This window comes from Pseudarthrobacter sp. fls2-241-R2A-127, assembly GCF_030209355.1.
Lineage (GTDB): Bacteria > Actinomycetota > Actinomycetes > Actinomycetales > Micrococcaceae > Arthrobacter.
Genome location: NZ_JARVSF010000011.1, coordinates 39,252 through 62,351 on the forward strand (window position 1 = coordinate 39,252; position 23,100 = coordinate 62,351).

Consider the following 23,100-nt stretch of genomic DNA (forward strand, 5'->3'; position numbering starts at 1 on the left):
GAATCAACATCTGCCGACGTCAGGGCCGCTGATGTCGATGGTTGCCAGCTTCACGTACCATCCCGAGTGCGGACCGCCATCCATGCGGTACCACTTGTAGTAGGTGGGCGGATTGGATGTCTCGCTGGAACCGTAGATGTTCATCCAGCACGCACTGGGAATCCAGCCGTCCGAGTAGGACACCCAGTTTGCTGAGTTGCCTCCGCACGACGGCGGCGGCGAGCTGAAACGGTCAGGTACGCCTGGCTTGCCGGGGCAACTGTTGACGTCTGATGCCTTGACCCGGACTTGTGTCGGTGCGGGAGGTGGAGTCGGATCGGCACCGGAGGTGGAGGTGGCGGGACCACCCACCGCCCCGTAGGTGACGGTGTAGGCACGGACTTGCAGGTTGTGGCTCTTGCTCCAGCCGCCGGCACCGGCGTCGAACCGGTTGGCAGTTCCAACATTTTGCCAGCCACCACCATCCATGCTGACCTCGTAGTGGTCGAGCGGGCGGCCATTAGTGGCGGGATCGTTCCACGTCCAGTGCACCTGTCCGTCACCCTTGTTGGACGTCGTACCGCTAACACTCGGCGCGTTTGGCGGTCCGTACGGGTTCCCTGTGCCGATCGCTTTGGCGTCGCCGGACATGTTGTTCTTGGTCGAGGTGGCGATGATGGTAACCGTGACGTCGGTTCCGTTGGGAAGGCCGTTAATATTGCCTCCGGGTGCGGCGATGGCTCCCGACTGGCCGGACGACGTCCGGTACGAGTAGGCAATTTCACCGGCGGTGGAGCCGTTGCGTTGCGTCTCCGACAGCGCGGTGAACGTGACCGCCAGCTGTCCGCTGGTTCCCGTCTCCTTCACGGTTCCACCATTGACCTGGCCCGGCTTGCCCGCGGCCCGGATCGCGGCGGACTGGGCGCTGGTGCCGCTGGTCCCGGCCTTGTTGGTGGCTGCCACCGTGAAGGTGTAGTTCGTTTCCGAGTTGTCCACGGTGACGTTTTGAGAAGTACCGGACACCTGCTGGCTCGCCACCGCCGCGCCGCCGCGAAGCGTGGTCAGGGTGTAGGCGGAGACGGCATCACCGTTGCTGTTGGGTGCCGACCAGACCACCCGCAGCTGGCTTTGAGAACCTACCGGAGTTGCCTGCGACACACTCGGCGGCGCGGGAGTAGCGGGAACGCCGGCCGGTACCTCGGCCGCGGAATAGGGGCTCCATTCCGACGGTTCCTTGGCGTCGTTTCGGGCCAGGACCCGAACCTTGTAGGAGACCCCGTTCTGCAACCCCTTCCAGACGTAGCTGACCGATGTCAGGCCTTGGATCTGGGCGTTCTGGCCTGCCGGTGCCGGCGAGATCTCCAGGTCATAGGACTTCACCGGCGAACCCTTGCTGGCGGGTTGGGTCCAGTTAACGGTCAACTGCTTGTCCCCGAATGTCAGCGACGGAGCCAGAGGAGTATCCGGCTTCACGTCCGGCCGGACGTCTGCCGAGGCCGGGGACCGGTCCGATTCGCCGAACTCGTTGGTGGCCGTTACCTGGAAGTGGTAAGTGGTGTTGTTGGTCAGCCCGTTGAGCGTGCAGGTGTTGGCCGGGCAGTCCTGCCGGAAGCCGCCCTCGCCATACACCGTGTACTTGGTGATGGGCGAGCCCCTGTCGGCAGGGGCGGACCAGTTCAGCAGCGCCGTACTGTCCCCCACGCTTTGCGCCTGCGGCGTAGTGGGCGCCGCCGGCTTATCCTTGACGGTCAGGCGGACCCTTGCCGTCGCATTGCGGGAGTCGTCGCCGGTCTTGTCCTGCACTGTGTAGGCAACCACCATGGTGCCGGTGAAGCCGGGCGCCGGCGTGACGGTGACCGAGTCACCGTTGACACTGACAGTGCCGCTGCCTGTTTCAGTGTTTGCGGCAATGATCTTCAGCGGGGTCTCGGGGAACGGGTTGGCGTCGTTGGCCAGCACGTTGATGGTGACCGGCTTGCCCGCGGCGGCGTTCGCTTCGACGTCGTCATTGGCCACCGGCTTGGGCCGGTTGGAGGCGGTAACCGAAAGCTGGTAGGTGGCCGTAGCCTCAAGCCCGCGCGGATCCCTTGCCTTGACTTGGACCGCGGCTTTGGTCCCGGTAGCGGTGGAGTCGGCCGCGGAGGCTTTGAGCGTCTTCCCGTCGATGCTGACGTTGAAGCCGCTGAGCGAGCCGCCCACCAGTTCGTACTTCATCTTCTCGACGTCGTCCTGGTCCGGGTCCGAGGTCAGCTTCCCCAGGTCCGTGGTCGCTGCGTCCCCCTTGGGCACGTCCATGTCTGCGCCGAGCAGTTCGGGCGGGTGGTTCTTGTTTGGATCCGGAAGCACCTTGGTACGGATGCTGAGGGTGGACTTCAGGCCCGCAGGATCGTCCGGCCCTGTCCCGTCGGTCACCTCGAACGTCAGGGATCCGGGGCCCACGTAGTCGGCACCGGCGGTGTACTTCAGGCCTGTTCCGTCACCGATCACCGGGTTGCCGCCGTCGGCGCCGATCAGTTTGATCCGGTCAGCCTGGGTCAGCCGGGGCGACCTGCCCTCGCGGACCTTGACCCATTCGTTGAGGTTCACGTCGACCGACTGGCCGGCCACCACTTCGATGACCTCGTCCTTGGCCAGGGTGGGAACCTGCTGTCCAAGGCCCGGCACCCAGATGATGGCGGTGGACTGGAGTCCGTCGACGTCTTCCACGGTGTACGGAATGAGCTGGGGGTCCTTGGTCAGGTCCACCAGGACGTTGCCGTTGCCGCCTGGCCGGGCGGTGGGGGCGTCGGTGCTGATCTTCAGGTTCTCGCCCACCCCATCCGGGTCCTCGTCATTCTTGAGGACCGGAACATCGACGGCGGTCTTGCCCATGGCCTGCGCGGAGGTCACCCTGTCGTCACGGGCAATCGGCGCCTTGAGGGGCACGTTGTTGTCCACCACCACGCGAATGGTGGCCTGGGCAGTGGCGTCCCGGTCATCGGCGATGGTGTACCGCACGTTATAGGTCCCGGCCTCTTTTGGTGCCAGGAGGATGATGCGGCCGCTGTTCTTGCTGACGGTCGCCTGGAGCGCGGGATCGGCCTCGATACCGTCGGTGAGGATACGGATGCGGTCGCCGTCGGGGTCGGTGTCATTGGCGGTGGCGTCGACGGCGATTTGTCGGCCGGGCCGCACCCGGACTTCGTCGTCCACGGGGGTGGGCTTCTGGTTCACCTCACTGCGTGGGGCGATGCCGACGGTGACGGTGCCCGTGTTCACCGCGCCTTGGCGGTCAACCACCTTGTAGCGGAACGTGTCCGTGCCCGCTCCGTCGCCGGCGGCGGTGAAGTCGATGAAGTTGCTGCCCACGGTGGCTGTTCCCATTGCAGGGGTGCTGTCGATGCCCGTCAGTTGGACGGAGTCGCCGTCGGGGTCGATGCCGTCCAGTGGAACCGGAATCCGGACCGTCCCGGCAGCCACCACCCGGGCAGTGAGGTTGCGCGGCTGGGGCCGGGAGTTCTGAGCACCTTCGAGCGGGAGGATGTGGATGGTCACGGCGGCGGCGCTCTTCTGGCCCTGAGGATCCACGGCGTTGTAGATGGCGCGGACGGTCTTGGGCTGGCTGCCGGCGATGAAGCGGAGGGTATTCTCCGAGACGAAGCTCTTGCCGTCTGCCGGATCCACGGCCTGCGGCAGGACGGGGTCGACCGTCAACTCCTGCCCTTGCGGGTGCGTGTCGTTGTCCAGGACCGGGATGGTGACGACGTCGTTGACACGGACGTTGACCTCGTCCGGTTTGGGCTGGGGCGCTTCCAGGACGGCCGGCGCCGGGACGGGGACCACGGAGACACTGCCCGTGGCGGACTTCTTGCCGTTGGACATGGTGTATTCGAACAGGAGGGGGTCCTTGGTTCCCAGGATGTCGGTGATCCGCAGGACACTGTGGTTGATCACGCTGACCGACACCGGGGCGTTGTCCGGGATTTTGACGGATTGCAGCACCAGGACACCACCGGAGGGGTCGGAGTCGTTGGCCAAGGGATCCAGCAGGACGCTGCCCCCGGTGGGCATCAGCGCGACGTCGTGGACCGCCACAGGATCGCCGCCGTCATTGCCGGATTCGACATCGACGCGGATCAACCCCTGGCTGCTTTGCGGCCCGTTGCTGGCGATATAAGTCAGGTAGACGGGCCCGGGGTTGCTGCTGCGGAACGTGAACGTGCCGCCGTCGGTGACGGGGCCAAGTTCGGCGGGGCCGTTGGCTTCCACCTGTGCCAGGCGAAGGGCGCCGCCGTTGGGGTCGACGTCGTTCTTCAGCGGGGAGATGACCAGGTCCTGGCCCACAACGGCGGTAACGTGGTCAGCGTTGACTACTGGTGCCAGGGCTCCGGGCGGCTGGACGTTGACCACTACCTTTCCGGTGACGGTGGCCCGCCCGTCCCAGATGGTGACCTGGACGTTCTTCTTGCCGGCGGTTGCGCCGGAGTCCTGGAAAGAGAGCAGGCCGTCCCGCCGGACCTTGACTTGGTCCTGGTCGTTGTCGGCCTTGGCATCGAGCAGGACGAGGTCATCACCGTCGGGGTCGATCCAATCGGTGAGGATGTTCTGGCTGACCGTTTTGCCTTGTTCCACCAGCATGGTGGTGTCCTCGCCGCGCTTGAACTTGGGCGGTTTGTTTTCATCCGGACCCACGACGCTGAGCGTGACCTGCCCGGTGGCGGACAGCCCGCGGCCGTCGGAGGCGCTGTAGTTGAAGGTTTCCGTGCCTGGCTTGGCGTCCGCGGGGACGGTGATCTGGAACGCCGTCCCGCCATAGATGCTCTCAAGGGTGCCTGACTTTGGCCCGGAGCCCGCCGCCACCGAGGCCGTCAGCACGTCGCCGTCGGGGTCGGAATCGTTGTCCAGGACGCTGAGGATGGTGGTGCGTCCGGGACGCACGCCAATGACGTCCGGCTTTGTTTCCGGGGGCCGGTTGGGTTTGGTGCGGTCCGGCAGCACGTTGATGGTGTTGTTATCCGCAGATTCCTGGTCCTGGTCCTCCGACTGGTTCTTGGGCGGGACTACCTCGTCCCAGTTGTTGACCAGCTGCATGTTCTGGTTCACCAGCCACACATTGCCCGAATTCACATCATTCAAAACCACCAGGTCCCGGTTCACCCGGAACACATACGACGGCGACGCACTCGCCTTGGGCACGGCAACATTCTTATCATCAGCATTATTGACGCAATCACGGACGTACTTGTTCGCCCCCGACCACGCCGCATGCACACACCCACCCAACTGCACCGGAGCAGCAGGCACACCCTCACCATCGAACGTCACAGTCTTGGCGGTACCGCCATCCAACGGCTGCTTCAACAACGCCTTCCGCGTCGCCACCGCTACAAAATCACTGCCCGGCCCCGCCTGCTGAAGCTTCGCATCCCGCGCATTCTCCAACGCCAACCGCTTACCACCAGGCAAAAACAGGTTCCCCGCCGCGGCATCCAACACCACCGGCTTGTCCCCCACCACCGTCATCTGCAGGTCCCCGGAACCCTTAAGCCCATCCCACGTACTGGACTCCGAGGACGTCACCACACCATCAGCATCAACACCAGTCACCGACACCACACCGGTCTTCGGATCCGCAGAATAAATCCGGTCATCAGAACCAACCGCAGAAACAATCCCCTGAGAACCCACCAAAACCGGTTCCGAAGCCTCCTCATCAAAACCATTCACCGTCGACGGCGACACCGCCCACACCTTGCCCGACCCCGGATCCGTCACAGAAATCGTCTGCGCCCCAAACGCCACCACAGCAGAACCCGGCAACCGCTTATCCCCACCAAGACGCATGTTCGCCGGCGACACCTGATTCAACGTCGAACCAGTCGCATCATCAACAAAAACTTCACCAGCATGCTGCAACACATCAAACGAGGTCGACGCCGGCGTCACCGCACCATCCAAGACCCGCGACGGATAATTCAACCGCCCCACAGCATTCTTGGTCTTCGACACCACCCACACGCCGCCATCATTCAAATCAACCTCAGTGGTCTTAAAACCCGGATACAACACCGCACCCGTCACCACCACCGCCACCACCACACCAAACGCAGTCCCGGCGGCAACCTTCTTATGGCGCCTCTTCAGCCCAAGCTTCCCCAGCAGAGTTGTCACAGCGTTATTTTTCCCTCAGATTGTGTTGCCAGATTCCGGCCTGTTCGCGCGACAGGCAGTAGGCTTTCTTTCCCCGGGCCCAGCCTACCGAAGCCATGTAAGACCCTGCGATGGGGACCTCTATCCCGTACGGGGCGGCTGCCTGGCCCGGAGGCCGCTGCCGCGGCGGCTATGGCGTGGCCCATATCAGGAAGTGCAAAGCGGTACACCGCTCTGTGCCGGCGAGCCCAATGTGGTGTGCAGCGACTGGATCCATCGGGTGGCGTTCAGTGAGCCACGCATGATCCAGTACCACTGCCCGTCACCGCTGTACGTGGTGCCGTGCGGCTTCCAACGAATGATCTCGAAGCGCAGCAGCAGGCGCTTCCAGGGCATGGCGGAACCAGGGCTTTGGGCGCGCGCTTGGTGGCGACGTTTCATGAAGTGTTATCCCCCGATAGCTCTCTGCCCCTGCCGGCAGCCGGCGTCACTGGACCCCGGGCACCACAACCATACCGCTATCCGCCAACAAGTGGATAAATTGTTTGCCGGCTGAGGGAACCGTCGCGGACCGGTGTTGGGCGCTAGTCCAGGATCAGGCCCTGGCCGCGCCCGCGGGTGAGGCGGACCGGTTTAATTTCGCCGAAACCGCGGACATTTTCCGGATCCTGGGGAATCATGACGAACCGTTCGTCGTGCTCGAGTGCGGAGGCGGTCATCGAGTCCACCAGCACGGTTCCCGGGTCCGCGAGCGTGGTGAGGCGGGCCGCCAGGTTGACGGTGGGGCCGTAGATGTCACCGAGGCGGGACAGGATCCTTCCCCACACCATGGCCACCCGGGCTTCCGGGAGGATTTCGTCTGCGGTGAAGGCTTCGGCGAGCGCCAGGGAGATCTCGGCGCCCGCGGCGGGTGTTTCGGCGATGTAGAGGACTTCGTCGCCCACGGTCTTGACCAGCCGGCCGCCCCCGACCGAGATGATTTCGGCGCATTTGTTTTCAAACCGCTGGACCAGCCGGGCCAGCGTCTTTTCGTTCATCCGCCGGGACAGGCTGGTATAGGACACGAGGTCGGCGAAGCCCACGGCGCGGGCCAGGGGCAGCGGGGCGTCGTCCTCGTCGCCTTCCCGGCCTTCTTCGCTGGCCTGGAGGCCGGCCTCGGCGCGAACGGCGAGCCGCTGGACACCGGCGTTGAGCTGGCGCCGCCAGGAGTACACCAGAACTTCCTCGAGTGCGTCCACCAGGGCGGGAAGTTCGTTGACCAGGCGCTTGCGGGCGACGGCGTCCGTGACGCCCTGCTCGTGGACCATGTCCTCCACGAGGGCCTCGATCTGCCACACGACCATCCGGTCCGTCATTTGGCCGATGGCGCGCGTGACCGAGATGGCTGCTTCCTCCGTGAGCTTGCCGGCGCGGACCAGGTCCACCACCGTGGACAAGGCTGCCTGGTCGCGTTCGGTGAAGGCAACGTCCTCGTCGCCGAAGTTCGGGAACCCGAGGGCGCGCCAGAGTTTGCGGGCGGAGAGGAGGGAGAGGCCTGCGCCGGCGGCCACTTCACGACGACGGAGCTTGCGTTCCCCGCCAAGGAGCCGTGTTTCCAGGGCCTTCATGGCGAGGCGTTCGGCGGACATGGCGCCGGTGGGCGGGTGCCTGTCCGCGCCGGGTTCGGGCGCCGCCGGTCCGGACGCGACTGGTTCCGCAGCAGGAAGGTGTTCCCCGGTCATGGTGCTTGCCGCGCCGGCGTCGAAGGCGGCTGTACCGGGATCGATGCTGTTGACGCGTTCCTGCTGGTCCTCATTGGTCATCCCGTCCACCTTCTCTCATGTCCTCCGGAAAAGCACCGGCGGGATAGTACGTCGCACCCGGCCGGGCCTCATTGTCGTCCGGCAGTTCCCCGATGGCGTCGAGGATAAAGTCGCGGAACCGGGCAACCTCGGGCACGTCAGGAAAGGTCACCACGCCCTGGTACCCGGTTTCCAAGGATATATTCCCGGAGCGCACCAACCGCTGAAGCAGGGATTCGTGGACGGTCAGGTTACGGACGGACACCAGGTTCACCTGCTGGTCGCGCCGGTTAAGCATGCCGTGGCGGGCCACCATCCGCTGGCTGGTCAGGGTGTAACGCGTGCCCTGCCAGCGGAGCAGCCGGGGCAGGCAGTAGCCGAGCCACACGGCGGCGGCCGCAAGGACGCAGCCGGCGACGAGCCAAGACGTCCACTGCCGGTCCAGGGCCGGTGCCACCCGGGCGGCGCCGCCGCGGATGATCCAGGCGCTGGTGAAGGCGGCCAGGGCGGGCGCCAGTACGAAGGCTGCGGCGGCACCGGCGAGCTTCCTGGGCTGCGGGCGGGTGGTGACTATGACTTGTTCCCCGGGAACGAGGCTTTTACGCATAACCGCCTTGGCCGGGGTCTTCCGGTGATGTCCAAGGCCGCAGGTGCACTACGTCGCCGGCAGTCACCACGTGCTCCCGCGCGTCGCGGTCCACCACCAGCAGGGAGCCGTAGTCATCCAGCCGTGAGGCGTGTCCGATGATCTCGTGGTCACCGGGAAGCTGCGCCCGGACCTGCTTGCCGAGCGTGACCATCACGGCCTCCACCCGCTTGTGCAGGGAAGGGCCGCCGGCCATCCCGGCCGTTGGGTCGCCGTCGGCGTTGCAGAAACTCCGGTACAGGGTGGCGAAGTGGGTGAGGTAGCTCTTCAGCAGGAGGGTGCGGTCGGTGGTCCGGGAGCCTTCGAGTGCCACGGACGTTGCGGTGGGGACCGGAAGCTCGCGTTCATGCAAAGTGACATTGAGTCCGGTGCCAAGGACGACCGGCGGCACGTTGCCGTCGGCCATGGGACCAAGCTGGGCCAGGATGCCGGCGATCTTCCGGCCGCGCACCAAAACGTCGTTGGGCCATTTGAGCTCGGCCGGGATGCCGGCGGTGTCCAGCAGGGTCTCGCGCAGGGCGAGGGCGGCGATGAGGGACAACCAGGAGTAGCTCTGGGTGGGGAGGGGCCGGCCCTCCGCGTTGACGGGACGCAGCACCACGGAGACAGACAGCGAACTCAGCGGCGGCGCTTCCCAACGCCTGTCCAGCCGGCCCCGGGCGGCCGTCTGGTATTCAGCGGTCAGGACGGAGAGGTCCGGCCAGGCTGCGGGTTCCACCGTGGCGGCGCGCAGGAGGTCGGCATTGGTGGAACCGGTCGAGTCCACCACGTCTATCCGGGGGATGCCGGTGGCGGAGAGGAAACGCTGGTCGGCCAGGTCCACTCGGTTCAGGGGGGTGCCCGGTACGTGCGCGTCATCCATACCTGAATCCTACCGAGCGAAGCTGGACACTACCCAGCAGCCAGGATTCCCCGGGCCGCGGGACCGCCGGCCGCGAAAAGAGCCGACCGGCAGTCCCCGGTGCTGCCCTAGAGGAAGATATCCGGAACCAGCCGGTCTTCGGGCGCCCCAAGGCTGTAGGGCCGGAAGTCTGTGACGCCTGCGCCCGCCAGGACCTGCTCGTCCGTGTAGAAATTTCCGGATTCCGCGTCTCCGGCGGCAAGGTGGCTCCCGGTGAGGATGGCGTGGGCGGCATCGGCCATGATCTGCGGGCCCCGGGCGGCCAGCACCATCTTTTCGCCTTGCGGCATGTTGCGGATGGCTGCCGTGTCGATCAGGGTGCACGGCCAGAGGGAGTTCACCCGGACGCCGTCGGCCTTCAGTTCCTCGGCCAGGCCCAGCGTGGTCAGGCTCATCCCGTACTTGGCCATGGTGTAGGCAAGATGTTTTCCAGCCCAGGACGGGTGGAGGTTCAGTGGCGGCGACAGCGTCAGGATATGCCCCTGCGCCGATGCCCGGAGCGCAGGGAGCGCCAGCTTGGACAGCAGGAAGGTTCCGCGGACGTTGATGTCCTGCATGAGGTCGTACTTCTTCATGTCGACGGCGTCCGTGGTGGACAGGTCGATAGCCGAGGCGTTGTTAATGACGACGTCGATGCCGCCAAAGCGCTCCGTGGCTGCGGCCACGGCTCCGGCCACGTCTTCGTCCCGGCGGACGTCGCCCACCAAGGGCAGCGCCTGGCCGCCGGCCTCCACCAGTTCTTCGGCGGCAGTAAAAACCGTGCCCGCCAGCTTGGGGTGCGGAGTGCCGGTCTTGGCCAGGAGCACAATGTTGGCCCCGTCCCGGGCCGCCCTCTTGGCGATGGCCAGGCCGATTCCGCGGCTTCCGCCGGAGATGAGGATGGTGCGTCCTGCCAGGGAACCGGCGGCCCGGTAGGGGCTGGGGGGTGCCTGCAAAGCCTCGTCGCTTGAAGTCATGGGAACACTGTAACCCAACTATGTTACTGGCCGGTAACATAGCGGAGTGGGTGCCGGAACGGCAGAAAATTGTAGGTTCCCTACAGCTGCGGGCGCACAAACCGTCACTAGACTTGCCACCAGAGTTCGTCTTTTGTGTGGATGCTACTTAAAGCTCCCGCGAATGCGGACCGCTGACCAACAGAACTGACTTGCTACAGAGCCGGAGACACTTGATGAGCCACGATCTGACAACGACAGCGGGAAAGATCGCAGATTTCCGCGACCGCCAGGCGCGTGCCGCACAGCCCTCCGGCCCCGAGGCCATCGAAAAGCAACATGCCCGCGGCAAGAACACCGCCCGCGAACGCATCGGGTTGCTGCTGGACGAAGACTCGTTCGTTGAATTCGATGCCCTCGCCGTGCACCGCTCCACGGCATTCGGCATGGAAAAGAAGAAGCCGCTGGGCGATGGTCTGGTGTCCGGCTACGGCACCGTGGACGGCCGGTTGGTGGCCGTCTACAGCCAGGACTTCAGCGTCTACGGCGGCTCGCTGAGCCAGGTCAACGGCGAAAAGATCGTCAAGGTCCAGGAATTCGCCCTCCGCAACGGCTGCCCCGTGGTGGGCATCCTGGACGGTGGCGGCGCACGCATCCAGGAAGGCGTCGCGTCCCTGGCCATGTTCGCGGACATCTTCCGGAACAACGTCCACGCGTCCGGCGTGGTGCCGCAGATCTCCCTGATCATGGGCCCGTCCGCCGGCGGCGCCGCCTACTCCCCCGCCCTCACCGACTATGTGGTGATGGTGGACAAGACCTCGCACATGTTCATCACCGGCCCGGACGTCATCAAGACCGTCACCGGCGAGGACGTGGACATGGAAACGCTGGGCGGCGCCCGGCAGCACAACGCCACCACCGGAACATCCACCTACCTGGCCTCCGACGAAACCGACGCCATCGAGTTCGTGCGCGAACTGCTGGACTTCCTGCCCTCCAACAACCTCTCCGAGGCACCCGTGCTGGGCCACCAGCAGGAGTTGGAGGTCGACGACGACGACCTCGCCCTGGATGCGCTGGTTCCGGATTCCGCCAACCAGCCCTACGACATGCGGGCCGTCGTCGAACAGATCGTGGACGACGGGCACTTCCTGGAGATGCAGGCACTCTACGCACCCAACGTGATGATCGGCTACGGCCGCGTGGAGGGCCACACGGTGGGCATCGTGGCCAACCAGCCGCTGCAGTTCGCCGGCACCCTGGACATCGCCGCCTCGGAAAAGGCGGCCCGGTTCGTCCGCCACTGCGATGCCTTCAACATCCCCATCATCACCCTGGTGGACGTGCCTGGCTTCCTTCCCGGCAAGGACCAGGAGTTCCAGGGCATCATCCGGCGCGGCGCCAAGCTCCTCTACGCCTACGCCGAGGCCACCGTCCCCAAGCTCACCGTCATTACGCGCAAGGCCTACGGCGGCGCCTACATCGTGATGGGTTCCAAGAAGCTCGGCGCCGACCTGAACCTGGCGTGGCCCACCGCGCAGATCGGCGTCATGGGCGCCCAGGGTGCCGTCAACATCCTCTACCGCCGCGACCTCGCCGCCGTGGCGGAAGATGGCGGCGACGTCGAAGCACGCCGCGCCGAAGTCATCCGGCAGTACGAGGAAGAACTCCTCAACCCCTACCAGGCGGCAGAGCTGGGCTACGTGGACGCCGTGATCGCCCCCTCCGACACCCGGGTCCAGATCATCAAGGGCCTGCGGGCGCTGCGCGACAAACGCGCCAGCCTCCCCGCCAAGAAGCACGGGAACATCCCGCTGTGATCCCCACCGGCTCCCAGCCCTCGCAAGCCCCGTCCGGGACCCCCGCCGGCGTGGCCCCTCTAGAGGAAACCTTGCCGCCAGCTCCGCTTTTCTCTGTTGTCAAGGGACAACCGAACGCCGAGGAACTCGCCGCGCTTACCGCCGTCGTCCTGTCCCTCGGTGGCCCGGCTCCCGCCCAGCCTGCCGCACCGAGCGTGCGGCACTGGGTGCGCCGGCAGCAGTTGCGGCTCGCCCCGTCCCCCGGCCCTGGCGCCTGGAAGCGCAGCCACGGCTGACAATCCCCGCCCACCCACCCGGTCGGCCGGGTAGTCTCGGAATGTGACTACAGACACTGCACCCGCCGCGCGCCCGCATACCCGCATCGACGCCGTCGCGGACGGCTATACGGACACCCTCACCCGGCTCAACCCGACGTTCGCCACCACCCTTGGCCTGCCGGGCCACGAGACGGAATACCAGGACTTCTCCCCCGCCGGCATCGCCGGATTTGCCGAGGCCGCCCGTGAGGCGCTGGCCTCGCTGGAGGGCCTCGAACCGGAAGACGACGTCGATGCCGTCACCCTGGATGCCATGAGGGAGCGGCTCGGCCTGCAACTGCTGATCCACGCCTCCGGCTGGGAGTATGCGGAGCTGAACAACATCGCCTCCCCCGCCCAGGACATCCGGGCCATCTTCGACCTCATGCCCACCGGCACGGTGCAGGACTGGGACCACATTGCCGGCCGCGCCGGCAATGTGCCGGCCGCCATCAGCGGCTACATCGAATCCCTCCGCGTCGCCAGGGACGCCGGCAAAGTGGCTGCCGCCCGGCAGGTCCGGACCGTCATCGAGCAGGTGACCAAGTACGCAGCCGATGACGGCTTCTTCGCCAAGCTGGCGGCCGGTGCAGCGACTCCGGACGGGCCGCTGCCCGCGGCCCTCCAGGATAAGCTCGACGCCGGAGCCGCCGCCGCCCGCAGCGCCTACGCCGGGCTGGCAGAGTTCCTGCGCACCGAGCTGCTCCCGGCCGCACCCGAAAAGGATGCAGTGGGCAGGGCACGGTACGCCCTGGCGTCCCGCTCATTCCTCGGCGCCGAAGTGGACCTGGAAGAAACCTATGCCTGGGGCGTCCAGGAGCTGGACCGGCTCATCGCCGAACAGGAACGCGTGGCCGCCACCATCAAGGCGGGCGCCACCATCGCGGAGGCCAAGGAAATCCTCAACAACGATCCCGCCCGGCAGCTGAAGGGCACCGACGCCCTGCAGGCGTGGATGCAGGATCTCTCGGACAAGGCCATGGCCGGGCTCGCCGGCGTCCACTTCGATATCCCGGACGTGATGAAGACCTTGGAGTGCCGTATCGCCCCCACGGACGAGGGCGGCATTTACTACACCGGCCCGTCAGATGACTTCAGCCGGCCCGGCCGGATGTGGTGGTCCGTCCCCGCCGGCGAGGACACCTTCACCACCTGGGCCGAAACCACCACCGTCTACCACGAGGGCGTTCCCGGCCATCACCTCCAGGTGGCCACCGCTACGTACCGGCGCGAGCTGCTGAACAAATGGCGCCGCAACGTCTGCTGGACCTCCGGGCACGGCGAAGGCTGGGCCCTCTACGCCGAGAAACTGATGCAGGAACTGGGCTACCTCACCGACCCCGGCGACCACATGGGGATGCTGGACATGCAGCGCATGCGGGCTGCCCGCGTCGTCTTCGACATCGGCGTCCACCTCGAGCTGGAGATGCCGGAGCGGTGGGGATCCGGCACCTGGACTGCCACGACGGGCTACGGGTTCCTTAAGGAAAACCTTCCCATCAGCGAAGGCCAGCTCAACTTCGAGTTCACCCGCTACCTCGGCTGGCCGGGCCAGGCCCCGTCCTACAAGGTGGGCCAGCGGCTCTGGGAACAGATCCGCGCCGAACTCGAATCGCGGCCCGGATTCGAGCTCAAGGAGTTCCACACCAAGGCCCTGAACATCGGCTCTGTTGGTCTCGACACACTGCGCCGGGCGCTGCTGGGATAGCCCGCCCCTGGAGGGCGGGAGGGCAATATCCTCTGCGTGCTGCTCGTTCCTCGCGGCTGGGCCCACGCCGGCAGGTTCCCTGGCCGAGCTTCCGAGGCTAGGGTGCCGGTGGGGAGCAAGCTGCCGGAAGGCACCCACGTCGGGCCCTTTACCTAAGGAACCAGGGAGACGTTAAGCACATCGAAGCCGGGAATAACTTAACAATTGCCACTGCATCCCTTGTGTTTACTGGGTTTTTGTTCGCCAAACCCAGTTTCACGCGCGTAATATTTCTCAATATTCTTTCGACGTGGTATGCGCCGCAGGTCTAGCTTGTTTTGGTGACCACTCAGACAAGCACCCCATCATCCGCGGGGAAGACCGGATTCCAGTTGCCCAAGTGGGCTTCCTCCTTCGGCTTCCAGATCATTGCCGCCCTCATCGTGGGCCTCGGCCTCGGCCTGCTGGCCAAGTACACCGGCAGCACCAAGACCAACCCCAACGCCCTTGGCACCACGCTGCAGACCATCGGCTCGAGCTACGTCTCGCTGCTGCAGACCGCCGTGGTACCGCTGATCTTCACCGCCGTCGTCAGCTCCATTTCCAACCTGCGCCAGGTATCCAACGCGGCCCGGCTGGCATGGAACACGCTCCTGTGGTTCGCCATCACGTCCCTGATCGCGGTGCTGATCGGCATCGGCCTGGGCGTGCTGCTGCAGCCCGGCGCCAACACGGGCATCACCGAGCAAGCCAAGTACACCGGCAAGTCCGGCGACTGGTGGGCGTTCCTCGTCGGCCTGTTCCCGAAGAACTTCCTGGGCCTTGGCGCCAGCTCCACCGTTGGCGACGCCGGCGCAGTCACCACCTCGGTCAGCTTCAACGTCCTGCAGATCCTGGTGATCGCCATCGCCGTCGGCGTTGCGGCCCTTAAGGTGGGCAAGGCCGCCGAGCCCTTCCTGAACCTCAACGCCTCGGCCCTTGCCGTCATCCAGAAGGTCCTGTGGTGGATCATCCGCATCGCCCCGCTCGGCACCATCGGCCTGATCGGCAATGCGGTGGCAGTCTACGGCTGGGACACCATCGGCTCGCTCGGCAAGTTCGCGGTCGCGATCTACGTTGGCCTGGCCCTGGTCCTGTTCGTGGTCTACCCCATCCTGGTCCGCAGCCACGGCCTGTCCATCAAGCAGTACTTCTCCGGTGTGTGGCCGGCCGTGCAGCTGGCCTTCGTGTCCCGCTCCTCGGTGGGCACCCTGCCGCTGACCCAGCGCGTGACTGAGCGCTCCCTGGGTGTGCCCCGGGCCTATGCTTCCTTTGCCGTGCCGCTGGGCGCCACCACCAAGATGGACGGCTGCGCTGCCATCTACCCGGCCGTGTCCGCCATCTTCGTCGCCCAGTTCTTCGGCATCCACCTGGACTTCAGCCAGTACGTGCTGATCGCCCTGGTCTCCGTTCTGGGTTCCGCCGCGACCGCCGGCACCACCGGCGCCGTGGTGATGCTGACGCTGACCCTCTCCACGCTGGGACTCCCGCTGGCAGGCGTCGGGCTCCTGCTCGCCATCGATCCCATCCTGGACATGGGCCGCACCGCAGTGAATGTTGCAGGCCAGGCCCTGGTTCCCACCATCGTGGCCAAGCGCCAGGGCATCCTGGACGAGGCGCTGTACAACGCCCCGCGCAACGGCACCCCGTTCGTGGACGACCAGGACGCCGCCGCCGAGCCCGCTGACGGCACCAGTGCGGACACCGCGCCGCGCGAACTGCAGGACGCCAACGCGTAACCTGCAACCCGCAACACGAAGTCCCCCGGGAAATCTTCCCGGGGGACTTCGTGCTGTTAAGCGCTCCTGCCGCTCAGGGGAACCGTGGCCCCCAACCGCAGGCTTCAGTCAGCGGCCGCCGCCGCCGATGACGCCATTCTGGACCGCCTTGGTCACAGCGTCGGCTTCGGCCTGGGTCAGCTTGCCGTCGGTGACGGCCTTATCCAGGCGGGACTTGAGCGCGGCAGCGTGCTCCGACTGCTCATCGCTGCGGATCGACTGGAGCGCGGCCGTCACCTTCGACTCGTCAATGCCGAGCGCGGCGGCCAGCGACTTCGCAAGGGCAGCTTCCCGCGCGGCCGGGTCCGGCTTCTGGCCCTCAGCCGGGGCAGTGGGCTTGTTCGCATCACGGAAGGCCTTCAGCGCGTCCTGGACCTTGGTCTGGTCCACGCCAAGCTTGCTGGCCAGCGCGGCGGCCTGGTCCTCGCCGTGGCCGCCGGGACGGCCGTGCCGGCCCATGCCGTCGTGCGCGGCGCCGTTGCTTCCGTCAGTGGAGGCGCTTGAGCTCGCGCTGGGTGTGGGGGTGGGCGCGGCGGTGGTCGCGGAAGCCATCCCGGCCACTCCGATCCCGGCACCCAGGACCAGCGCAGCCGCTGACAGACCCAGGGTCATCTTCTTCGTACGTGACATCTCTTGTCTCCTGATTCGCCGTCGGGTAACGGCAGTGGGTTTGTGCCTCTCTCACCGAGACATATCCAGCATCTCCCGGCAGGTTCAGGAAAGGCTGTTGGGAACCTTTCGGTCTCCTGTGAATCCAAGCCGGAAATTAGTTGCATGTAGTGCAAACTTGCACGTAGTGTAATCATGTGCCCACCACTCCCGCATCATCCGACGACCAGCAGGCGCCCCCGTCCCGGCGTGAGCTGAACAAGGCAGCCACCCGGCAGGCCATCACGGATGCCGCCCTGGAACTGCTGCGCGCCAAAGGCCCGGGAAATTTCACGGTGGAGGACATCGCCGACGCCGCGGGCATCTCACGCCGCACCTTCTTCAACTACTTCGGCAGCACCGACGCCGCCCTGGCATCGATCGTGCACGGATTCCTGGACACCGCCATCCAACAGTTGCGGCTCCGCCCCGCGAGCGAGCCCATGCTCGAATCGGCCCAGGCGGCGCTGGCGGCCCTTGCCGACCCCAAGGCCGTGGCTCCGCTGGCGGAACTCTTTACCCTGACCCAGCAAAGCCCGCTGATGGCCCATTCCGAACTCGAGGCCTGGGACCATTGCAGGGCGCAGGTCTTCGCCGTCGCCCGCGAGCGCCTCGCCGGCACCCCCGGCGGACAGGACGAACTCTATGTCCATGCCCTGGCCGGTTCCATCATCTCCTGCGGCAAAGCCGCCATGGAGGTCTGGTTCAGCCGGCGCGGCCCGGACCTCACGGCGGGCTCCCTCACCGAGCTTCGCCAGCTTCTTATCGAATCCATAGCCCTGCTGGGCACAGGCTTCGCCCCTTCTGCTTCACCCTCCGCTACCCGTTCCTCCTGATCAGATCGGTTTCCGCATGGCACTCCTCCTCTACCGCCTGGGCAAGTTCTCCTACCGCCGGCGCTGGCTTGTCATCTCTTTGTGGCTCGCCGTGCTGGTGGCAGTAGGCGGCTCGGCCGCAGCATTCCATGGCACCCTGTCCAACAACTTCCAGATCCCTGGAACGGAAACCCAGCGCATCGCGGACAAGCTCAAGCAGGACCTGCCGGCCGCTTCCGGCGGCAGTGCCACGATCGTGTTCGAGGCGCCCAGCGGCGGCTTCACGAACCAGAGCCGCGCCGCCGTCACGGACGCGCTGAAGAAGCTCCAGACCGTTCCCGAGGTTCGCGGCACTGTTGACCCGTTCGCCACCCAAGCCCAGGTGGACCAGGCAGCCAAGGCGATCACGGACGGCGAGCAGCAGCTGGCGGCCGGGCAGGCGCAGCTGGACTCCTCGCGGGCGCAGCTGGACGCCGGCAAGGCGCAGCTGGCGGCGGCCGAGCAGCAGCTCACCGCCGCGGGGGCACCGGCAACGGTGATCGACGCGCAACTGGGCCAGCAGAAGGCGGCACTGGCAGCGGGCCAGGAGAAGCTCGACGCCGGCACGCAGGAGCTGGCGGCCAACAAGGCCAAGCTGGAGCTCGGCAAACGCCAGGCGCAGGCGGCCTCCGCCATCCGTTTCGTCTCGAAGGACAACCAGGCGGCGGTGGCCCAGGTCCAGTTCAACACCTCCATCAACGGGCTGAGCCCGGCCGTGCGCAAGCAGGTCCAGGACATCGCCCACGAAACCTCCTCCGCCGGCGTCACCGCCCTGGCCAGCAAGGAAATCACCGAGGACATCTCGGCCCTCTTCGGCACCGCCGAGATCGTAGGCATCGCCGTCGCCGCACTGGTCCTGATCCTCATGCTGGGTACCCTGATCGCCGCCGGGCTGCCGCTGCTCATGGCCGTCATGGGCGTCGGCATGGGCGTCGGGATCACCTTCGCACTCTCCGGCCTGTTCGACATGAGCTCCATCTCCCCCATGCTGGCCCTCATGCTCGGCCTCGCCGTAGGCATCGACTACTCGCTGTTCATCGTCAACCGGCACCGGACCCAGCTCCTCGCCGGCATGGACGCCGAGGAGTCGGTGGCCCGGGCCAACGGCACCTCGGGCAACGCGGTGGTCTTCGCCGGCCTCACCGTGATCATCGCCCTCGCCGCCCTGGTGGTCCCCGGGCTGCCGTTCCTCACCGTCATGGGCCTCGCCGCGGCAGGGACCGTGGCTGTGGCCGTGCTCGTGGCCATCACGCTGACCCCCGCCATGCTGTCCCTGATCGGCCGCCGCATCATCTCCCGGCGCGCCTGGGCCAAGGCCGAGGCGCACAACGCCGAACCGGGCCATGAAGCCGCAGACCTAGCCACCGACCGCCATCGCAGCACCCGCGGCTGGGGCGGACTCGTCACCCGGCACCCGTGGGTGGCGCTGGTGGCCGGCGTCCTGGTGCTCGGCACCCTGGCACTGCCGGCCACGCAGTTGCAGCTCGCGCTGCCGGACGGCGGCTCCGAGCCAGTCGACTCGGAGGCCTACCAGGCCTATGACCTGACGGCGCGCAGTTTCGGCGAGGGCGTGACGGGTCCGATCGTGGCGGTGGGCGAGTTCCCCGCGAACCTCGACGCCGCCCAAGCTCAGAAGCTGCAGTACGACATCGCGGACAAGCTCCGCGCCGTGGACAACGTGGTGGCCGCCGTGCCGGTAGCCCTCAGCGATGACCGCCGGACCGCCGTGTTCCAGGTCATTCCCAAGGAAGGCCCCGCCAGCGCGAGCACCGTCCAGGTGGTCTCCGAACTGCGCGGACTCAACGGCGAAATCCAGTCGGACTACGGCGTGGCCATGGGCCTGACCGGCCAGACCGCCGGCAACGTGGATGTCTCCACCAAGCTCGGTGCCGCCCTGCCGCCCTACCTGGCCATCGTCGTCGGGCTTTCCCTGGTCCTGCTGCTGCTGGTGTTCCGCTCCATCGTTGTCCCGCTGCTGGCCACCGGCGGGTTCCTGCTGTCCCTGTCCGCGGCCTTCGGCGCCGTGGTGGCGGTGTACCAGTGGGGCTGGCTGGGCGGCGTGTTCGACGTCGCCAACCCCGGCGCCGTGCTCAGCTTCCTGCCCATCATCCTAATCGGCGTGCTGTTCGGGCTGGCCATGGACTACCAGGTGTTCATCGCCTCCGGCATGCGCGAGGCGTACATGCACGGCTCCGAGGCCAAGGAAGCGGTCCGGGTGGGCTTCCGGCACGCAGCCGCCGTGGTGACGGCCGCCGCGATCATCATGGTCAGCGTGTTCTCCGGCTTCATCTTCAGCCACCTCACCATGGTCCGGCCGCTGGGCTTCGCCATGGCCTTCGGTGTCCTGTTCGACGCCTTCGTGGTCCGCATGACCATTGTCCCGGCCGTCATGTACCTGCTGGGTGCCAAGTCCTGGTGGCTGCCGCGCTGGCTGGACCGGATCCTGCCGGACGTGGACGTCGAAGGGGCCAAGCTCAACCGCGGCCAGGCCGCTCCCACCCCGGGCGAACTGGTCCACTAGGCTGGAACCGTGCACCACCTGATTCTCGCCTCCCAGTCCCCCGCCCGCACCAAGCTCCTGGCCGAGGCCGGCATCCGGCACACGGTCCTGGTGTCCGACGTCGACGAGGAAGCCGTCCAGGAACGGTACGGCGTCACCGACCCGCATGACACCGCACTGCTGCTCGCCAGGGCCAAGGCCGAGGCCGTGGCGTCCCTGCCGGAAGCGGAGGGCGCCCTGGTGCTGGGCTGCGATTCGGTCTTCGAGTTCGACGGCGAGGCGCACGGCAAGCCCTACACGGCCGCCGTCGCCCGGGACCGGATGCTCCGGATGAGCGGGAGCGCTGGAGTGCTGCACACGGGACACTGGCTGGTGGATTGCAGGGACACGGACGACGACGGACCCGGCGGCCGCGGTTCGGGCGCCACGCTCGGGGCGGTCGCCTCCGCCGAGGTCACCTTCATGGATATGGAACCGGCGGAAATCGACGCCTACATCGCCACCGGCGAGCCGCTGCACTGCGCCGGTTCGTTCACCATCGACGGCCTGGGTGGGGCCTTCATCCGGAAGGTCGACGGCGACCCGCACGCCGTCGTCGGCCTGTCCGTCTCCACCCTCCGGGGCCTCCTTGCCGCCGCCAACGTGCGCATCACGGATCTCTGGCCCGCGCGGTAAGTCCTCTATTTTCGGGATGCCTTGTAGCTTACCTACAAAGGAAGGCTGGTTTACACGCGGATTCCGCAAGTAATATCGGCGGAACCCTCAAAACCGCGCTAGGCTCCCTGAAGGAAAGAAGGAGACGCCTTGTCAGCAAATTTGGAGCAGTCCGCAGGTCCCACGCAGTCGACGACCCTCACCAAGGTGCTGATCGCCAACCGCGGGGAAATCGCCGTCCGCATCATCCGTGCGGCCCGGGACGAAGGCATCGCCTCGGTGGCCGTCTACGCCGACCCCGACCGTGACGCCCTGCACGTCAAACTCGCCGACGAGGCCTATGCCCTGGGTGGCACCACGGCCGCCGAGTCCTACCTGGTGATGGACAAGATCATTGACGCCGCCCGCCAGTCCGGCGCCGACGCCATCCATCCCGGCTATGGGTTCCTGGCTGAGAACGCCGACTTCGCCGCCAAGGTCATCGCTGCCGGCATCACCTGGATCGGCCCCTCCCCCGAGGCCATCTCCGCCCTCGGCGACAAGGTCCAGGCGCGCCACATCGCAGAGAAGGTCGGTGCCCCGCAGGTCCCCGGCACCGCCGACCCGGTCGAATCCGCCGAGGAAATCCTCGAATTCGTGGACAAGTTCGGCCTGCCCGTAGCCATCAAAGCGGCGTTCGGCGGCGGTGGACGCGGCATCAAGGTGGCCCGCACCCGCGAGGAAATCCCCGAGCTCTTCGAGTCCGCCGTCCGCGAAGCCACCGCCGCCTTCGGCCGCGGCGAGTGCTTCATCGAACGCTTCCTGGACGCTCCCCGCCACGTCGAAACCCAGTGCCTCGCCGACGCACACGGCAACGTCGTGGTGGTCTCCACCCGCGACTGCTCCCTGCAGCGCCGCAACCAGAAGCTCGTGGAGGAAGCCCCCGCACCCTTCCTGACCGACGAACAGAACCAGCGGCTCTACGAATCCTCCAAGGCCATCCTGAAGGAAGCGTGCTACCTGGGCGCAGGGACCTGCGAGTTCCTGGTGGGCCAGGACGGCACCATTTCCTTCCTTGAGGTCAACACCCGCCTCCAGGTGGAGCACTGCGTCTCCGAGGAAGTCACCGGAATCGACCTGGTCCGCGAACAGTTCCGGCTGGCCCGCGGCGAGGAGCTCGGCTACGGCGACCCCGAGGTCCGCGGCCACTCGTTCGAATTCCGTATCACCGGCGAGGACCCGGGCCGGAACTTCCTGCCCTCCCCCGGCACCATCAGTGCCCTGAAGAACCCCACCGGTCCCGGCGTGCGGATCGACTCGGGCGTGGAGCAGGGCGATGTCATCAGCGGCAACTTCGACTCGATGCTTTCCAAACTGGTCGTTACCGGCGCCACCCGCACCCAGGCCCTGCAGCGCTCACGCCGTGCCCTGGAGGAAATGGTGGTGGAGGGCATTCCCACCGTCATCCCGTTCGATCTCGCCGTGGTCAGCAACCCCGACTTCGCCCCCGCGGAGGGCCCGTTCAAGGTCCACACCCGCTGGATCGAGACCGCCTTCGTCAACGACATCCCCGCCTGGACACCCAGCGGCACCACGGAAGAAGAGGCCGACGCCGGTGAACGCCAGCGCGTCGTCGTAGAGGTCGGCGGCAAGCGCCTCGAAGTGGTGCTCCCCGCATCCCTGGGCACCCCCGGCACCGCAGCAGCCGCCGGCAAGCCCGGCAAGTCGAAGAAGCGCTCACGTTCGGCAGGTCCCGCCGCCGCCACGGGCAACGCCCTTACCTCCCCCATGCAGGGAACCATCGTAAAGGTCGCCGTTTCGCACGGCGACACAGTGTCCGAGGGCGACCTGGTGGTGGTCCTGGAGGCCATGAAGATGGAGCAGCCGCTGACGGCGCACCGTTCGGGCACCATCACGGGACTGACGGCAACGGCGGGCGAAACGGTGTCCGCCGGCGCCATCATCGCCACCATCGAAGACTAGAAAGCGCTGCGCCGGACATGCTCGCACCAAGTTTCCAGGAAGAAGTGGACCGCTACCACCAGGCGGTTCCCGAAATCACCCGGGGCAACCCGGCTCCGATCAAGGATCTGTACTCCCGGCAGGACGACGTCACCCTGGCCAACCCGTTCGGCGGCATCGCCCGCGGCTGGGCACAGGTAGAGGCCCGCCTTGACCAGGCGGCCCGGCAGTTCCGCGACGGCGAGATGCTGGGCTTCGACACCGTCACCTCCTACACGGCCCGCGACACCGCCTACCTGGTGGAAACCGAGCATTTCCGGGCGCGGCTGGACGCCGCGGCCGCCACGGAGGAATTCGCCCTGCGCGTCACCAGCATCTTCCGCCGCGAGGAAGGCTACTGGAAGCTGGTGCACCGGCACGCGGACCCCGCCGCCCGGCCGCAGTCCCGGCGCTCCCTGACCCAGCCCGCCGCCTGACCCGCGGGCGCACCCGTTCCGGGTGCTGGCAGGGTT

The 23,100-nt window shown here is 66.7% G+C and carries 16 protein-coding genes; 9 read left to right on the forward strand and 7 right to left on the reverse strand.

What is annotated here, in order from left to right:
* Nucleotides 1-3: 3 nt before the first annotated feature.
* The 6 genes from QRN53_RS08855 to QRN53_RS08880 all read right to left on the reverse strand — a co-directional run bounded on the left by QRN53_RS08855 (nucleotide 4) and on the right by QRN53_RS08880 (nucleotide 10,392).
* Nucleotides 4-6,129, reverse strand: a complete 6,126-nt coding sequence (locus tag QRN53_RS08855) for an Ig-like domain-containing protein (protein WP_285243641.1) — start codon at nucleotides 6,127-6,129, stop codon at nucleotides 4-6.
* Between the two features lie 186 nt (nucleotides 6,130-6,315).
* Complete coding sequence (locus QRN53_RS08860; RefSeq protein ID WP_285243642.1) at nucleotides 6,316-6,504, reverse strand: hypothetical protein; 189 nt, start codon at nucleotides 6,502-6,504, stop codon at nucleotides 6,316-6,318.
* 188 nt (nucleotides 6,505-6,692) lie between these two features.
* Nucleotides 6,693-7,910 (reverse strand): adenylate/guanylate cyclase domain-containing protein, encoded by a 1,218-nt coding sequence (locus tag QRN53_RS08865; RefSeq protein ID WP_285243643.1) that lies wholly within the window; start codon nucleotides 7,908-7,910, stop codon nucleotides 6,693-6,695.
* Nucleotides 7,900-8,496 carry a PH domain-containing protein gene (locus QRN53_RS08870; protein ID WP_285243644.1) on the reverse strand — a complete coding sequence of 199 codons (597 nt, stop codon included), beginning with the start codon at nucleotides 8,494-8,496 and terminating at the stop codon, nucleotides 7,900-7,902. Before QRN53_RS08870 ends, QRN53_RS08865 begins: the two co-directional genes overlap by 11 nt.
* Nucleotides 8,489-9,397 carry a biotin--[acetyl-CoA-carboxylase] ligase gene (locus QRN53_RS08875; protein ID WP_285243645.1) on the reverse strand — a complete coding sequence of 303 codons (909 nt, stop codon included), beginning with the start codon at nucleotides 9,395-9,397 and terminating at the stop codon, nucleotides 8,489-8,491. The genes QRN53_RS08870 and QRN53_RS08875 overlap by 8 nt, the downstream gene beginning before the upstream one ends.
* 107 nt (nucleotides 9,398-9,504) lie before the next feature.
* The gene (locus QRN53_RS08880; RefSeq protein WP_285243646.1) at nucleotides 9,505-10,392 is read right to left on the reverse strand and encodes an SDR family oxidoreductase; all 888 of its coding nucleotides are present in this window, start codon (nucleotides 10,390-10,392) and stop codon (nucleotides 9,505-9,507) included.
* Nucleotides 10,393-10,607: 215 nt separating this feature from the next.
* On the opposite strand from QRN53_RS08880, the gene QRN53_RS08885 reads away from it, so the two are divergent.
* The 4 genes from QRN53_RS08885 to QRN53_RS08900 all read left to right on the forward strand — a co-directional run bounded on the left by QRN53_RS08885 (nucleotide 10,608) and on the right by QRN53_RS08900 (nucleotide 15,952).
* A complete protein-coding gene (locus tag QRN53_RS08885; RefSeq protein ID WP_285243647.1) occupies nucleotides 10,608-12,191 on the forward strand; it encodes an acyl-CoA carboxylase subunit beta in 1,584 nt (527 codons plus the stop codon).
* 50 nt (nucleotides 12,192-12,241) lie between these two features.
* The gene (locus QRN53_RS08890) at nucleotides 12,242-12,466 is read left to right on the forward strand and encodes an acyl-CoA carboxylase subunit epsilon (RefSeq protein WP_285243716.1); all 225 of its coding nucleotides are present in this window, start codon (nucleotides 12,242-12,244) and stop codon (nucleotides 12,464-12,466) included.
* Between the two features lie 43 nt (nucleotides 12,467-12,509).
* The gene (locus QRN53_RS08895; RefSeq protein ID WP_285243648.1) at nucleotides 12,510-14,195 is read left to right on the forward strand and encodes a DUF885 domain-containing protein; all 1,686 of its coding nucleotides are present in this window, start codon (nucleotides 12,510-12,512) and stop codon (nucleotides 14,193-14,195) included.
* 320 nt (nucleotides 14,196-14,515) lie between these two features.
* A complete protein-coding gene (locus tag QRN53_RS08900; RefSeq protein ID WP_285243649.1) occupies nucleotides 14,516-15,952 on the forward strand; it encodes a dicarboxylate/amino acid:cation symporter in 1,437 nt (478 codons plus the stop codon).
* A 108-nt stretch (nucleotides 15,953-16,060) separates the two neighbouring features.
* On the opposite strand, the gene QRN53_RS08905 is transcribed toward QRN53_RS08900, so the two are convergent.
* The gene (locus QRN53_RS08905; protein WP_285243650.1) at nucleotides 16,061-16,621 is read right to left on the reverse strand and encodes a hypothetical protein; all 561 of its coding nucleotides are present in this window, start codon (nucleotides 16,619-16,621) and stop codon (nucleotides 16,061-16,063) included.
* A 176-nt stretch (nucleotides 16,622-16,797) separates the two neighbouring features.
* On the opposite strand from QRN53_RS08905, the gene QRN53_RS08910 reads away from it, so the two are divergent.
* From QRN53_RS08910 to QRN53_RS08930, 5 genes are all read left to right on the forward strand, one after another.
* Nucleotides 16,798-17,475 (forward strand): TetR/AcrR family transcriptional regulator, encoded by a 678-nt coding sequence (locus QRN53_RS08910; RefSeq protein ID WP_285243651.1) that lies wholly within the window; start codon nucleotides 16,798-16,800, stop codon nucleotides 17,473-17,475.
* Nucleotides 17,476-17,491: 16 nt separating this feature from the next.
* A complete protein-coding gene (locus QRN53_RS08915) occupies nucleotides 17,492-20,014 on the forward strand; it encodes an MMPL family transporter (protein ID WP_285243652.1) in 2,523 nt (840 codons plus the stop codon).
* 9 nt (nucleotides 20,015-20,023) lie between these two features.
* Nucleotides 20,024-20,668, forward strand: coding sequence for a Maf family protein (locus QRN53_RS08920; protein ID WP_285243653.1), 645 nt, complete (start codon nucleotides 20,024-20,026; stop codon nucleotides 20,666-20,668).
* Nucleotides 20,669-20,797: 129 nt separating this feature from the next.
* Nucleotides 20,798-22,609 carry an acetyl/propionyl/methylcrotonyl-CoA carboxylase subunit alpha gene (locus QRN53_RS08925; RefSeq protein ID WP_285243654.1) on the forward strand — a complete coding sequence of 604 codons (1,812 nt, stop codon included), beginning with the start codon at nucleotides 20,798-20,800 and terminating at the stop codon, nucleotides 22,607-22,609.
* A 17-nt stretch (nucleotides 22,610-22,626) separates the two neighbouring features.
* A complete protein-coding gene (locus tag QRN53_RS08930; RefSeq protein WP_109863418.1) occupies nucleotides 22,627-23,064 on the forward strand; it encodes a YybH family protein in 438 nt (145 codons plus the stop codon).
* The last annotated feature ends 36 nt before the right edge of the window (nucleotides 23,065-23,100 follow it).